Raw genomic sequence first — 12747 nt, 5'->3', positions numbered from 1 at the left:
TCGTCACACTGACGAGATAGGAGTACGATCCATGGTCATGAACACAGCGGACCTTGGGCTGCCGGTGGATGTTCCGTCGACGGCGCTCTTCACGGACCAGTACGAGCTGACGATGCTGCGGGCCGCCCTGAAGGCCGGTACGGCCGAACGGCGGAGCGTCTTCGAGGTCTTCACCCGGCGGCTGCCGGACGGGCGCCGCTACGGCGTGGTGGCGGGCACCGGACGCGTCCTGGACGCGGTGGAGAACTTCCGCTTCGACGCGGGCGTCCTCGGCTTCCTGGGCGAGCGGAAGATCGTGGACGAGGACACCCTGAAGTGGCTGGCCGACTACCGCTTCAGCGGGGACATCTGGGGCTACCCCGAGGGCGAGGTGTACTTCCCCGGCTCGCCGATCATGCGCGTCGAGGGCACCTTCGCCGAGTGCGTGCTCCTGGAGACGGTCATCCTCTCCATCCTCAACCACGACTCCGCGATCGCCGCCGCCGCCTCCCGTATGGCCTCCGCCGCGGGGGAGCGCCCGCTGATCGAGATGGGCGCGCGCCGCACCCACGAGCTGGCGGCCGTCGCGGCGGCCCGGGCGGCCTACGTCGGCGGCTTCGCGACCACCTCCGACCTGGCGGCCGGCTTCCGCTACGGCATCCCGACCGTCGGTACCTCCGCCCACGCCTTCACCCTCCTCCACGACCGCGAGCGGGACGCCTTCCAGGCCCAGGTCGACACCCTCGGCCGGGGCACCACACTGCTCGTGGACACCTACGACGTCGCCGAGGCCGTCCGTACGGCGGTGGAGGTGGCCGGGCCCGAGCTGGGCGCGGTCCGCATCGACTCCGGCGACCTGCTGCTCGTGGCGCACCGGGTGCGGCAGCAGCTGGACGAGCTGGGCGCGACGGACACGAAGATCATCGTGACCTCGGACCTGGACGAGTACGCGATCGCCTCGCTGGCCGCCGCCCCCGTGGACGCCTACGGCGTCGGCACCCAGCTGGTCACCGGCTCCGGGCACCCGACCGCATCCATGGTCTACAAGCTGGTCGCCCGCGCCGAGGCCGCCGACCCGAAGGCCCCGCTGGTGCCGGTCGCGAAGAAGTCCAGCGGCGGCAAGACCTCCGTCGGGGGCCGCAAGTGGGCGGCGCGCCGGCTGGACGAGGGCGGGGTGGCGGAGGCCGAGGTCGTGGGCACCGGCCCGGTGCCGGCGGACCTCGCCGACCGCCAGCTGCTGGTGCAGCTGGTCAAGGGCGGGGACGTGATAGCCCGGGAGCCCCTGGACGTCCCCCGGGACCGCCACATCGCCGCCCGGGCCAATCTCCCGCTCTCCGCGACCCAGCTCTCCCGAGGGGAACCCGTCATTCCGACGGAGTACGTCCACGGGCGCTCGGGTAGCTAAAGCGGGACCGTCGTCCGCCCCGCCGGAACGCCCCCTCCCGCAGGGGCCCGGAAGTCTCTAGGCTCAGTTACTTGACCCTTAGTCGAAGGACACCCATCATGCGCCGCGCCTTGATCGTCGTAGATGTGCAGAACGACTTCTGCGAGGGGGGCAGCCTCGCGGTGGCCGGAGGTGCGGACGTGGCCGCCGCCATCACGGAGCTGATCGGCCAGGCGGCCGGCACCGGGTACCGGCACGTGGTGGCCACCCGCGACCACCACATCGCGCCCGGCGGCCACTTCGCCGACAACCCCGACTTCGTCCGGTCCTGGCCCGCGCACTGCGTCGCGGGCACGGAGGGCGTCGGCTTCCACCCGAACTTCGCCCCCGCCGTCGCCTCCGGCGCGGTCGACGCGGTCTTCGACAAGGGCGCCTACTCGGCGGCCTACAGCGGCTTCGAGGGCACCGACGAGAACGGCGTCCCGCTCGCCGACTGGCTCCGCGCCCGCCACATCGACGAGATCGACGTGGTCGGCATAGCCACGGACCACTGCGTGCGGGCCACCGCCCTGGACGCCGCGAGGGAGGGCTTCCGCACCCAGATCCTGCTGGACCTCACGGCGGGGGTGGCCCCGGAGACGACGGAACGGGCCCTGGAGGAGTTGCGTGAGGCGGGGGTGGAACTCTCCGGCAAGCCCGTGGTCAGCGGCTACTGAACCACCGCCGACCTGCGAAGCAGCGCGCGGATCGGATGCCACAGCTCGTTCACGATGACACCGTTGTCCGCCGGTGCCGTGCGCCATATCAGGCCGTCCGGGTGGTGCAGGACGGCCGTGATCTCGTCCGGGGTCGGAGGCGCGGCGTTCCCCCGGAGGTAGATCGCGCGCAGGCCCAGGTTGCGGAGCCTGGTCAGGGCCCTGGCCCGGTTCTGGGCGTGCACCAGAACCCGGACCCCGGCGGTGTCGTAGGGCAGGTTCAGTGCCACCACGACCGTGCCGTTCGGTAGCTTGCAGAAGCCTCCAGCGGCCATGCGGTCACATCCCCGTTTCGGTCGGTGTCAATAAGCGGTCCACAGGACGCACCTAAACACGATCGGCGGCAACCCGCCAAGGGGTTGCCGCCGATACTCGTCTGACCTGCGGGAATAAGGACTACTTCACCGCGGGGCCGACCTTGAGCAAGATCGTCGAGCCGTTCTCGGCCTCCTTGACGATCGTGATCCTGGTGTTGGTGTCAGTGACCTTCACGCCCCCGGCCGGGTTCGCGGGGTCGTAGTACGTGCTGGTGTGGTCGTTGAAGACCGGAACCCCCTTCGACCCCTTGATCGTCGTCGCGACGTCCGCCTTGTGCAGCGTGATGCCGTCGGTGCCGTACAGGCTGAACGGGGAGTCGTAGGCCTGCACGCGGTTGCGCATCAGCGTGCCGTCGGACCACTTCAGCGCCGTCGGGTGCGAGTCGATCGGCAGGATCAGACCGGTGCCCGGGTGGTCCTTGGCGTTGGTGTTGTTGTCCGCCTGGGAGGTGTCCCACTTCCAGATCAGCAGGCCGTTCTGGTACGGGTAGTGCTCCACCCAGCCGGGGCGCTCGGCCGAACCGAAGTTGTACGGGCCGGTCCTGAGCGTCTTGTCGTACGACACGTACTGCCGGTTCTCGGCGATGTAGTACTGCTTGTAGTCCTTGGTGAAGGACGCGCCGATGCGGGAGAAGCCGTTCGACGTCCAAGCGGCGTCCTGCGTCTCGGCGTTGTCCGAGAAGAGCGGGGTGCCGTCGGCGGTCACGCTGATCCGGTCGGCCGTGAAGCCGTTCTCCGCGACACCGCCGTCGGTGGCGTAGCGGAAGCGCAGGTCGATCTTCTTGCCCGCGTAGGCGTCGAGGGGGAACGACAGCTTCTTGTGCGTCTGCGAGAAGCCGGTCAGCGCCGGCTTGCCGCCGGCGTCACGCGGGACGGCCTGGCCGTCCGCCGTGCCGTCGAGGGCGGTCCAGTTGGCGCCGCCGTCGGTCGACACCTCGGTGTAGACGTAGTCGAAGCCGTCCTCGGTGGCCCACCAGCCGTCCAGGTCCAGCTTCGCCGAGGAGGTGCCGGTGAGGTCCACGGACCGGGTCAGCGTGTTGTTCAGGTCGTTGCCGCTGCCGCTCCACCACTGGTTCTTGCCCTCGGCCGGCTCGGTGATCGTGGTGGTGACCGCCTTGTCGGGCAGGTTGACCACGAGGGCCTGCTTGTTCCAGGTGTTGTACTCGGCGACGCCCAGCTTGTGCGTGGACTGCGTGCCGGCCTTGGCGGTGTCGTAGTTCAGCCAGCCCAGCTGCAGCTTGTCCCAGGCGTTCATGTCGCCCGGCAGGTTGCCGATGGACTCCTTGCCGGTGCCGAGCCAGGAGCCGGAGGACATCAGGGTCCAGAAGCCGGTGGAGTTGTCGCCGCCGTGGGTGTCGTACTCGTCCGGCAGACCGAGGTCGTGGCCGTACTCGTGGGCGAAGACGCCGAGGCCGCCGTTCTCGGGCTGGATGGTGTAGTCGCCGACCCAGACACCGGTGTTGCCGACCTGTGCGCCGCCGAGCTTGTTGTTCTCGGGGCCGGTGGCGCCCTTGTCGGTGCCGAAGGCGTACCAGCGGTGGGCCCAGATCGCGTCCTTGCCCTGGGCGCCGCCGCCCGCGGACTCGTCCTCACCGGCGTGCACGATCTGGAAGTGGTCGACGTAACCGTCCGGCTCGTTGAAGTTGCCGTCGTGGTCGTAGTCGTAACGGTCCCACTGGTCGTACTGGGCGAGGTCCTTCTTGATGTCGGCGTCGGTCTTGCCGGCCGCCTTCTGCTGGGCCACCCAGGCGTTCAGGCCGTCGCTGACGACGTTCCACACGCTCGGGCAGTTGGTCTGGCCGCAGGCGTTGTTGCCGTAGCGCGCCTCGTTGTAAGGGACCTTGACCCAGTCCGAGACCTCGCCGTTCACCGAGTAGCGGCCCGAGGACTGCTTCTCGTAGTACTTCTTCAGCGACTCGGTCTTCTTGCCGGTGCCGAAGTAGAGGTCCTGGTAGTGCTTCTGGTTGTAGTCCTTCTGCCAGGCCGTGGAGTTGTCGGTCTTGCGGTCCGGCGCGGCGATGGTGTTGTGCAGCGGGCCGGGCGTGCCGCCGAACTTGGGGTCGGTCCTGTCCCCGAACTCCACCAGGATCGTGAAGATCTTGTCGGTCTTCTCGCGGCTGAGCTCGACGTACTTGCTCCTGCCCTTGCGGCTCTTGAGCGCCACGACCTTGGAGCCGTTCCGCTCCTGCGCCTTGGTCTTGCCCGATATGAGCTGGTTCAGCGCCTCCTGGCGCTGGGCTTCCTGGGTCTTGCTCAGCGGACCGTCCAGGTCGTGTGCCCGCTGCTTCACCGGGGCCGGGTCATGCCGGTTCACGGCCGCCGGCCGGGCCTGGGTGCTCGCCTCCGCGACGGCGAAGGTGGCGAACGTGGCGGAGGCCGCCGCGAGCGTCACTCCTATCGCGGCAGCTCTGAACGTCCAGGATCTGCTGGTCACTTGAGTTCCTCCCCCGCGCCGCGCACACGGACAGGGGGTTCCGGGTCATGGAGGGATCCGTGCGCGCAAGATCAACGCGTGTAATCAAGTGCCGTAATTTGACTAGAGGTTTAGAAGAAAAGACAGTCCTTGACTTGTGCAGGCCAAGTGCACTATGCGGAGGAGACGTCCGCTTTACGAACCTGCTCGCGGCCTATGCCTCCACCCCATGACTCCGTGCGCCCCCTGTGCACCCCGTACCGTGGGTTAGGTCACGCTTACCAGGCGCCCCGTTCGGGCATGCACGCGAAGAGAGTCGAACGGCACGCCTCAGCCCCCGAAGTCTTCCTAGGACACGATTGCCATGCCTCGTCCGACTGCCGCACAGCTCGTTTACGGTTCCTGCACCGTGATCTTCTCGACGCTCGCCATGCTGCTGCTGTCCCAGACGGGTTCGGGCCTCGGGATCACCGTCATCGCCCTCGCGGCGCTGGCCCTCGGGCTGCTCGTGGCGATGACGGTGCCGCTGCCGGCGGCCAGCACGACCGAGTCGGCAGCCGGATCCACCGAGCCCGCACCCCAGGAACAGCGGGTGTCCACCGCCCTGTGAACGACGGCGCACACAAAAGCGGCGGACCCGTCTTCCCACGGGCCCGCCGCTTTCGTATGGCCGCCCATAACATCTGCGGCCACCTCTCACCCTTCGCTCAACGGGTGCTGACCACCACCGTCTTGGCCGCCTTGTCGTGCAGGCCCTGTTTATACGGTTTGTCGAAGAAGCTCCAGCCGCCGCAGATCGCCGTCCAGATACAGGCGCAGCAGAAGGCGAACGGCAGCCACAGCACCAGGGCGCGGATCAGGTTGGCCGGCACCGAGGGGGTCGCGCCGTCGTCCAGGTTCGCCACCCGCATGCCCAGCCACTGCTTGCCGAGGGTCTGGCCGTACTTGGCCATCAGGAAGGTGTCGTAGGCGATGTACAGGACGGCCGCGATGACCGACTGCGCCACCGACCGGCCGACCTCGGCCTGGTCACCGTTGATCTGGTACTCGCGCACACCGAACGCCCAGGTGAGCAGCCAGACGACGACGCCGACGAGGATCATGTCGACGATCCGCGCGAGCGTCCGCCTGCCGCTGTCGGCGAGCGGGGGCATACCGGCCAGCGGGTCGGCGGGGTAACCGCCGGCACCATGGGGGCCGCCCCCGTAGGGGCCGGCGCCGCCGTACGGGCCACCGCCGTAGGGAGGGGGCTGGCCCCCGCCCGGGGGCGGGGGCGGGGGCGGGTGGGCGCCGCCGGACGGGGTGTCGTACGGCGAGCCCGGCCCCTGCCCCTGGTCCGACGGGGGCCGCTTCCTGAACGGGTCGTCCTCGGGTGGCTGCTCTCCGGATCCGGGGGGCGGTTCGCTGCTCATGGCCCGAGTGGACCGCGAAAGCGCCGGTTACGCATCCGGCGGGCGGCCGTACGGGGGAGCGGGCACCGGCTGCCGGCGCCGTTCCGTCAGCCGGCGACGAAGGTGTGGGCCGCCTTGTCGTGCCAGCACTGGTGCCAGGGCCGGTCGAACAGGCACCACAGCACGCCCACGATCCCGATGCCGAGCAGCCCCGGCACGCTGTAGACCAGCCAGCGGCGCAGTGCCGGGCCGAAGCCCGGGGGCTCGTGCGCCTCGATGTCCCGCACCTCGATACCGAGCAGCTTCTTGCCGAGGGTGCGGCCCCATTTGGCGGTCGGCAGCACCTCGCACACGACACCGAAGAGCAGCAGGACGGCGAGGACGACACCGAGGCTGGTGGCGGTCGTGCCGTCGAGCAGCCAGACGGTGACCTCGCGGCCGGACAGCCTGGCCGCGTCGATCTTCTCCTGGACGTGGTCGGCGGCCTGGATGCCGAGCGGTACGGCGGCGGCGGCCGTCACCGCGCCCAGCACCAGAGTGTCGATCAGCCGGGCGGCGAACCGCTTGCCGAGTCCGGCGGGGCGGGCGGCGGCCTGGCGGCGCGCGGCCGCCTGGAAGGGGTCGTCCACCGGCGGCTTCCACGGCGCCACCGGCTGCTCGTCACCGCCACCGGCCAGCTGGTGCACCTGCTGTGCCCAGGACGCCTGACCGCCACCGGGCCCGCTGGTCAGCGGGGCGGCCGGGGCACCGCCCTGCGCGGGCACCGACGGCGCCACGGCCGCCTGGGCGGGCTGGGCGGACTGCGCCGCCTGGGGTGCCTGGGCGGCGGCACGCGCGGCGGCAGCCTTGCCGGCCCCGAAGCCGGGGCCTTGGGCCGGGGAGGACGAGGCGGAGGGCGGGGTGGGCGCGCCGACGGGGCCCTGCGGTCCGAAGCCGCCGGAGACCCCGGGCGTACCGGCTGAGGCCCCGCCGGGCCCGGCCGGACCGGCACCCGGTCCCACTCCCGAGCCCGTCGCTGCGGACCCGCCGGACCCCGCGCCGGAGCCGGAGCCCTGCGCGCCGAAGCCGGAACCGGGCCCCGCCTCGGTACCGGGGGCGCCGAAGCCCGCGCCCTGCGCCGGAACGTGCGGGCCGAAGCCGCCGGGCGCCGGGGACGAACCGGCCGCACCCGCGTCGTGGCCGCCCGCTCCCGAACCGGACGCGGGCGCGCCGAAGCCGGGGCCCTGGGCCGCGCCGTACGGTCCGAAGCCGGAGCCCGCGCCGGCTTCCGCACCGGGGGCCTGCGCGCCGGACGCGGGCTGCGTGCCCCGCCGGCCCTGACCGGGTACGGGGCGGAACGTCATCGTGCCGTCGTCCTTGACAGCGGCCGGCCCCGGGACCGGCCGTCGGAAGATGAAGGTGCCGCCGGAGTCCTGGTCGTCGCCCTCCCCCGGCGGACTCGAGGCCGTGCCGTCGGTGCGGCCGGCCTGGCCGGTCGGCCGGGCCGAGCCCTCCGCGGGCACCCGCGGGTCGGCACCCCAGGCGGCCCGCCCGTCACCGTCCCCGGCGGAACCGAACCGCCCGGCGGGCTGCCCGGCAGCCTGGCCGCCACCGCCCTGCCGGCCGTGCGGGCCACCGGCACCGGGCTGCCCGCCGCCCCGGGGCCCCGCCTGGCCCCCCGCACCGTGCTGTGCCACGCCGTAGCCGCCCGCGCCTGCCCCCGCCGGGCCTTGTTCGCCGTAGCCGGCAGGGCCCGTGCCGCCGGTGCCGCCGGCGCCCCAGGCACCGGCGCCGTCCTGTCCGGAGGGTGCCGGCGCGGGGTCCTCGTCGAAGAAGTGCGGGCCCGTCTCCTCCACCGCCGCGGGCGCGGCGCGGACGCCGGGCGGCGGGGTGAGCGGTTCGCCGTCCTTCGGCGCCGGCCGGCTGGTGCCGGGCACCCAGGAGGCGCCGTTCCAGTACCGGACGTATCCGGGGATGGACGGGTCCGGGTAGTAGCCCTCGCGGGGCCTGTCGTCACCTGGGGCCGGGGTTGGGGCGCTCATGTCCTTCGTCCCGTATCTGCTCGGGGGTGGGATGGGGGCCTCCACATCTATCAGACCGGGGCAGCCCTCAGCGCCAGTCCCGCCGGACCCACTCCTTTCCGGGCAACGCCGCACCGGACTCCCACAGGTCCGCGAAAAAATTTTCCCCGTACCCGCGTAATGGCCCGGCCCCGGCCCCCTCTCCCCTGGTACGGGCCCGTCCCGAGCGGTCCCGAATGACGCAGACGAGGAAAGGAACGCAGGTCATGGAGCACATCGTGGTGGAGCGGGAGCTGGAGCTGAGGCTCATCCTGTCGCCGGAGCGCAGCATCCCGGTGCCGGCCCGGCTGGGCTACCGCTCCGAGGATCCGTACGCCGTCCACATCGCCTTCCACATCAACTCCGACTGCCCCGTCAACTGGACGTTCGCCCGCGAACTGCTGGTGGAGGGGGTCTTCCGGCCGTGCGGGCAGGGGGACGTGCGGGTGTGGCCGGCGAAGGCCGACGGACGCGGTGTCGTCCTGATGGCGCTGAGCTCGCCGGACGGGGACGCGCTGCTGGAGGCACCCGTCCCCCAGGTGTCGGCCTGGCTGGAGCGGACGCTGCGAGCGGTGCCGCCGGGGACGGAGGGCGGACAGCTGGGCATCGACGACGCGCTCGACCAGCTGCTCGCGCAGTGAGCCGCCGTAGGAAAGGCTCAGAGGACCTTTCCCGGATTGAGGATGCCCAGCGGGTCGAAGGCCTGCTTCACGGCCCGCTGCATCTCGATCCCGACCGGGCCGATCTCCCGGGCCAGCCACTCCTTCTTCAGCACGCCGACCCCGTGTTCGCCGGTGATGGTGCCGCCCAGCTCCAGGCCGAGGGCCATGATCTCGTCGAAGGACTCGCGGGCCCGGCGGGACTCGTCGGCGTCCTGGGCGTCGAAGCAGACGGTCGGGTGGGTGTTGCCGTCGCCGGCGTGCGCACAGACGCCGATGGTCAGGTCGTACTTGGCGGCGATCCGCTCGACGCCCTCCAGCATCGCGCCGAGCTGCGAGCGGGGCACGCACACGTCGTCGATCATCGTCGTGCCCTTGACCGCCTCCAGCGCGGTCAGCGAGAGCCGCCGGGCCTGCAGCAGCAGCTCGGACTCGGCCGCGTCCTCTGCGGGCACGACCTGCGTGGCGCCCATGGCCTCGCACAGCGCGCCGACGGCGGCCAGGTCGGCGGCGGGGTGCGGGGTGTCGAAGGCGGCCAGCAGCAGCGCCTCGGTGGTCTCGGGGAGGCCCATGTGGGCGAGGTCGTTGACGGCCTTGACGGTCGTACGGTCCATCAGTTCGAGGAGGGAGGGGACGTGACCGCCCTCCATGATCCGGCAGACGGCACCGCAGGCGGCGGCCGCGGAGGGGAACTCCGCGGCCAGCACCAGCTGCTGCGGCGGCTTGGGCCGCAGGGCGAGGACGGCGCGGACGACGATGCCGAGCGAGCCCTCGGAGCCGACGAAGAGCCGGGTCAGGTCGTAGCCCGCCACCCCCTTCGCCGTACGGCGGCCCGTGGACATCAGGCGGCCGTCGGCGAGGACGACGTCCAGACCGAGGACGTACTCGGCGGTCACGCCGTACTTGACGCAGCACAGGCCGCCCGAGCCGGTGCCGATGTTGCCGCCGATGGTGCACATCTCCCAGCTGGAGGGGTCCGGCGGGTAGTACAGGCCGAGCTCCCCGACCGCGCGGGACAGCGTCGCGTTGATCACGCCCGGTTCGACGACGGCGATCCGGTCGACGGGGCTGATCTCCAGGATGCGGTCCATCCGGGTGAGGGACAGCACGATGCAGCCGTCGGTGGCGTTGGCCGCGCCGGACAGGCCGGAGCGGGCGCCCTGCGGGACCACCGGGGCACGCAGCTCGGTGGCGGTGCGCATGACGTGCTGGACCTGTTCGACGGTGCGCGGCAGGACGACGACGGCCGGGGCGCCGGCCGGGCAGAAGCTCGCCATGTCGTGGGCGTAGGAGGTGGTGACGTCGGGGTCGGTCAGGACGGCCTCGGCGGGCAGGCCGGCCAGGAGCCGGTCGGTGAGGTCCTGGGTCACCACAGCGTCTTCGGAGCGGGGCGCTTCGATACGGCTCATGATCAAAGGGTCGCACTCACGGCCATCGGTGTGAACCCCGGGCGCCCTCCGGTTGGGCCACCCGGATGTGATCGTCATATTGACGCACAGTGAACGCCATGGACAACCGAGTGTGCCTGCCGGCTACGTTGCTGCCGAGCGAGCCGCCGGCGCCGCGCCGCTCCCGGCGATGGCAGCGCCGGGTGCTGGTCACCGCGCTGGCGGGTGGGGTCGCCACGGGCGCCGTACTGACGCTGCTGCCCGGGGAGCGGCCGCACGGGGTGGTACGGCCGCCCGCCGCCGGTCCGCAGGCCCAGGCGCAGGCGGCGCAGGCGCTGACGGCGGTGACCTCGGGCTTGCCGGCCGCGCTGCCGCAGCTGGGGGCGCTCATCGGGCAGCAGGAGCAGCGGGTGCGGGCGCAGCCCGGGGACGCGCGGGCGTGGGCCGTGCTGGGGACCGCGTACGTCGCGCGGGCGCGCCGGACGGCCGACCCGGCGGACTACCCGCGGGCCGAGCAGGCGCTGCAGACGTCCCTGCGGGTGCGGGCGGCGCAGAACACCGAGGCGCTGGACGGGCTGGCCGCGCTGGCACTGGCGCGCCGGGACTTTCCGGCGGCGAAACGATACGGCGAGCAGGCGCTGAAGGCGGCGCCGAAGCGGTGGGCGGCGTATCCCCCGCTGATCGACGCCTACACCGGGCTCGGCGACTACCAGAACGCTCGCGCGACGCTGGACAAGCTGCTGGGGCTGCGCACCGGCGCGGCGGCCCGGCCCGCGGTGATGGCGCGGGCCTCGGCGGTGTACCGGGACCGGGGCTGGCGCGAGGACGCGGTGGCCCAGTTGACCGACGCCGCGTCCGCCGCCGGCACCCCGGCCGAGCAGGCCGCCTATCTGACCGGGCTCGGGCAGCTGGCCTGGGAGCGCGGGGACCTGCAGGACGCGCTGCGGCACTTCGAGGCGGCCGTACGCCTCGACCCCGACCAGGCGGCGGCGCTGACCGGGCGGGGCCGGGTGCTGGCGGCGCTGGGCCGCACCACGGAGGCGTACGCGGCGTACCGGGCGGCGCTCACCAGGTTTCCGAGTCCGCAGGGCGCCTGTGAGCTGGGCGAGCTGTACGAGGCGCACGGGATGGCGGCGCAGTCCCGGGAGCAGTACGAGCAGGTCAAGGAGCTGGTACGGCGCCAGATGGCGGCCGGGGTCGACGAGGAGCTGCTGATCGGGCAGTTCGAGGCGGACCACGGGGACCCGCAGGAGGCTGTGGAGCGGTTGCAGGCGGAGTGGGAGCGCCAGCCGGGGATCGAGGTGGCCGACGCGCTCGGCTGGGCGCTGCACCAGGCCGGCGACGACGATGAGGCGCTGACCTACGCCACCACCGCGACGGACACGACGAAGGGCGGCGGGGTGCGCAGCGCGCTGTACGCCTTCCACCGGGGTCTGATCGAGCTGGAGCTGGACGAGCGGGCTTCCGCGCGCCGGCATCTGCAGGAGGCGCTGCGGTTCAATCCGTACTTCTCACCGCTGCGGGTTCCGGTGGCGCAGGAGGCGCTGCGGGCGCTGGGCGACGTACCGGACGAGCCGCCGCCCAGCGCCTAGGTGTATTGACCTGAAGCGTTGTTCACACGGCTGATCGGTGGGTGGCCGCCGAGTGCGGTGTGGCAGCGGTGGTGGTTGTAGGTGTGGAGGAAGTCTGCCAGGGCGGCGGTTCGTTCGTCGTTGCTGGTGTAGGGCCGCAGGTAGGCCCACTCGTCGAGCAGGGTGCGGTTGAAGCGTTCGACCTTGCCGTTGGTCTGCGGCCGGTAGATGCGCGTGAGCTTGCCGGCCGCGCCGAGGTCGGCCAGTGCCTGCCGCCAGGCGAAGCTCTTGCGGTAGGGCCAGGCGTTGTCGGTCAGGACCCGCTCGATGCGGTCGATGCCGCAGGTGGTGAAGAAGGCCGCAGCCCGGCGGAGGAAGGCTGCGCAGGTCGCGGCCTTCTCGTCCGCGTGGATCTCGCTGTAGGCCAGGCGGCTGTGGTCGTCGACGGCGGAGTGAACGTAGTCGAAGCCGACCCTGCTTCGCCGGGCCCGGCCGGCCTGTCGGCCCAAGACCTTGTGGCCGCCGCCGTCGGGGATCCGGCCGAGTTTCTTGACGTCCACGTGGACCAGTTCGCCGGGCCGGTCGCGTTCGTAGCGGCGGATGGGCCGGCCGGTGGGCCGGTCCAGGAAGGCCAGACGGTTCAGGCCGTGCCGGGTGAGGATGCGGTGCACGGTGGAGGCGGGCAGGCCCAGAATCGGTCCGATACGTGCCGGGCCCAGCTTGCGGTCCTGTCGCAGCCTGCAGACCTGCGCCTCCGTGGCGGCTGCGGTCCGGTGCGGTGTCCTGCGGGGCCGGCTGGAGCGGTCGATGAGTCCGCTCTCGCCCTCGGAACGCCAGCGCCGGATCCACTT

11 protein-coding genes are annotated in these 12747 nt (G+C 72.1%); 5 read left to right on the top strand and 6 right to left on the bottom strand.

Translation table 11 applies throughout. From position 1 onward, the window contains the following. Positions 1-37: 37 nt before the first annotated feature. Together ABZ624_RS12595 and ABZ624_RS12590 are read left to right on the top strand one after the other, a co-directional pair. A complete protein-coding gene (locus ABZ624_RS12595) occupies positions 38-1384 on the top strand; it encodes a nicotinate phosphoribosyltransferase (RefSeq protein WP_360086113.1) in 1347 nt (448 codons plus the stop codon). A gap of 98 nt (positions 1385-1482) precedes the next feature. Continuing rightward, the gene (locus ABZ624_RS12590) at positions 1483-2079 is read left to right on the top strand and encodes a nicotinamidase (protein ID WP_360086111.1); all 597 of its coding nucleotides are present in this window, start codon (positions 1483-1485) and stop codon (positions 2077-2079) included. Here ABZ624_RS12590 and ABZ624_RS12585 read toward each other — a convergent pair. Next, positions 2073-2393 carry a hypothetical protein gene (locus ABZ624_RS12585; protein ID WP_360086109.1) on the bottom strand — a complete coding sequence of 107 codons (321 nt, stop codon included), beginning with the start codon at positions 2391-2393 and terminating at the stop codon, positions 2073-2075. The two genes, ABZ624_RS12590 and ABZ624_RS12585, sit on opposite strands and share 7 nt — an antisense overlap. Positions 2394-2514: 121 nt before the next feature. Further along, positions 2515-4869 (bottom strand): immune inhibitor A domain-containing protein, encoded by a 2355-nt coding sequence (locus tag ABZ624_RS12580; protein ID WP_360086106.1) that lies wholly within the window; start codon positions 4867-4869, stop codon positions 2515-2517. Between the two features lie 343 nt (positions 4870-5212). On the opposite strand from ABZ624_RS12580, the gene ABZ624_RS12575 reads away from it, so the two are divergent. Beyond that, positions 5213-5458 (top strand): hypothetical protein, encoded by a 246-nt coding sequence (locus ABZ624_RS12575; RefSeq protein ID WP_360086103.1) that lies wholly within the window; start codon positions 5213-5215, stop codon positions 5456-5458. A gap of 97 nt (positions 5459-5555) precedes the next feature. Here ABZ624_RS12575 and ABZ624_RS12570 read toward each other — a convergent pair whose 3' ends face one another. Further along, entirely contained in the window at positions 5556-6260 is a 705-nt protein-coding gene (locus ABZ624_RS12570) for an RDD family protein (RefSeq protein ID WP_360086100.1), read from the bottom strand. Positions 6261-6346: 86 nt separating this feature from the next. Continuing rightward, positions 6347-8260, bottom strand: coding sequence for an RDD family protein (locus tag ABZ624_RS12565; RefSeq protein WP_360086097.1), 1914 nt, complete (start codon positions 8258-8260; stop codon positions 6347-6349). A gap of 245 nt (positions 8261-8505) precedes the next feature. Here ABZ624_RS12565 and ABZ624_RS12560 point away from each other — a divergent pair, with 245 nt between their 5' ends. Then, a complete protein-coding gene (locus tag ABZ624_RS12560; RefSeq protein ID WP_360086094.1) occupies positions 8506-8919 on the top strand; it encodes an SsgA family sporulation/cell division regulator in 414 nt (137 codons plus the stop codon). A gap of 17 nt (positions 8920-8936) precedes the next feature. Here ABZ624_RS12560 and ABZ624_RS12555 read toward each other — a convergent pair whose 3' ends face one another. Further along, entirely contained in the window at positions 8937-10346 is a 1410-nt protein-coding gene (locus ABZ624_RS12555; RefSeq protein ID WP_360086091.1) for an FAD-linked oxidase C-terminal domain-containing protein, read from the bottom strand. Positions 10347-10444: 98 nt separating this feature from the next. Here ABZ624_RS12555 and ABZ624_RS12550 point away from each other — a divergent pair, with 98 nt between their 5' ends. After that, the gene (locus ABZ624_RS12550) at positions 10445-11917 is read left to right on the top strand and encodes a tetratricopeptide repeat protein (protein ID WP_360086088.1); all 1473 of its coding nucleotides are present in this window, start codon (positions 10445-10447) and stop codon (positions 11915-11917) included. Here ABZ624_RS12550 and ABZ624_RS12545 read toward each other — a convergent pair. Beyond that, positions 11914-12747 (bottom strand): IS481 family transposase (locus ABZ624_RS12545; RefSeq protein ID WP_360086085.1); only part of this gene is annotated, 834 nt, incomplete at its 5' end. The genes ABZ624_RS12550 and ABZ624_RS12545 overlap by 4 nt on opposite strands.

This window comes from Streptomyces sp. NPDC007205, assembly GCF_040634095.1.
GTDB lineage: Bacteria > Actinomycetota > Actinomycetes > Streptomycetales > Streptomycetaceae > Streptomyces.
The sequence above is the reverse complement of the archived record's forward strand: the minus strand, read 5'-3'. Positions and strand labels throughout refer to the sequence as shown.

Coding starts and splice junctions, on each gene's coding strand:
- ABZ624_RS12595 (WP_360086113.1), top strand. CDS start 38: ATGAACACAGCGGACCTTGGGCTGCCGGTGGATGTTCCGTCGACGGCG.
- ABZ624_RS12590 (WP_360086111.1), top strand. CDS start 1,483: ATGCGCCGCGCCTTGATCGTCGTAGATGTGCAGAACGACTTCTGCGAG.
- ABZ624_RS12585 (WP_360086109.1), bottom strand. CDS start 2,393: ATGGCCGCTGGAGGCTTCTGCAAGCTACCGAACGGCACGGTCGTGGTG.
- ABZ624_RS12575 (WP_360086103.1), top strand. CDS start 5,213: ATGCCTCGTCCGACTGCCGCACAGCTCGTTTACGGTTCCTGCACCGTG.
- ABZ624_RS12570 (WP_360086100.1), bottom strand. CDS start 6,260: ATGAGCAGCGAACCGCCCCCCGGATCCGGAGAGCAGCCACCCGAGGAC.
- ABZ624_RS12565 (WP_360086097.1), bottom strand. CDS start 8,260: ATGAGCGCCCCAACCCCGGCCCCAGGTGACGACAGGCCCCGCGAGGGC.
- ABZ624_RS12560 (WP_360086094.1), top strand. CDS start 8,506: ATGGAGCACATCGTGGTGGAGCGGGAGCTGGAGCTGAGGCTCATCCTG.
- ABZ624_RS12555 (WP_360086091.1), bottom strand. CDS start 10,346: ATGAGCCGTATCGAAGCGCCCCGCTCCGAAGACGCTGTGGTGACCCAG.
- ABZ624_RS12550 (WP_360086088.1), top strand. CDS start 10,445: ATGGACAACCGAGTGTGCCTGCCGGCTACGTTGCTGCCGAGCGAGCCG.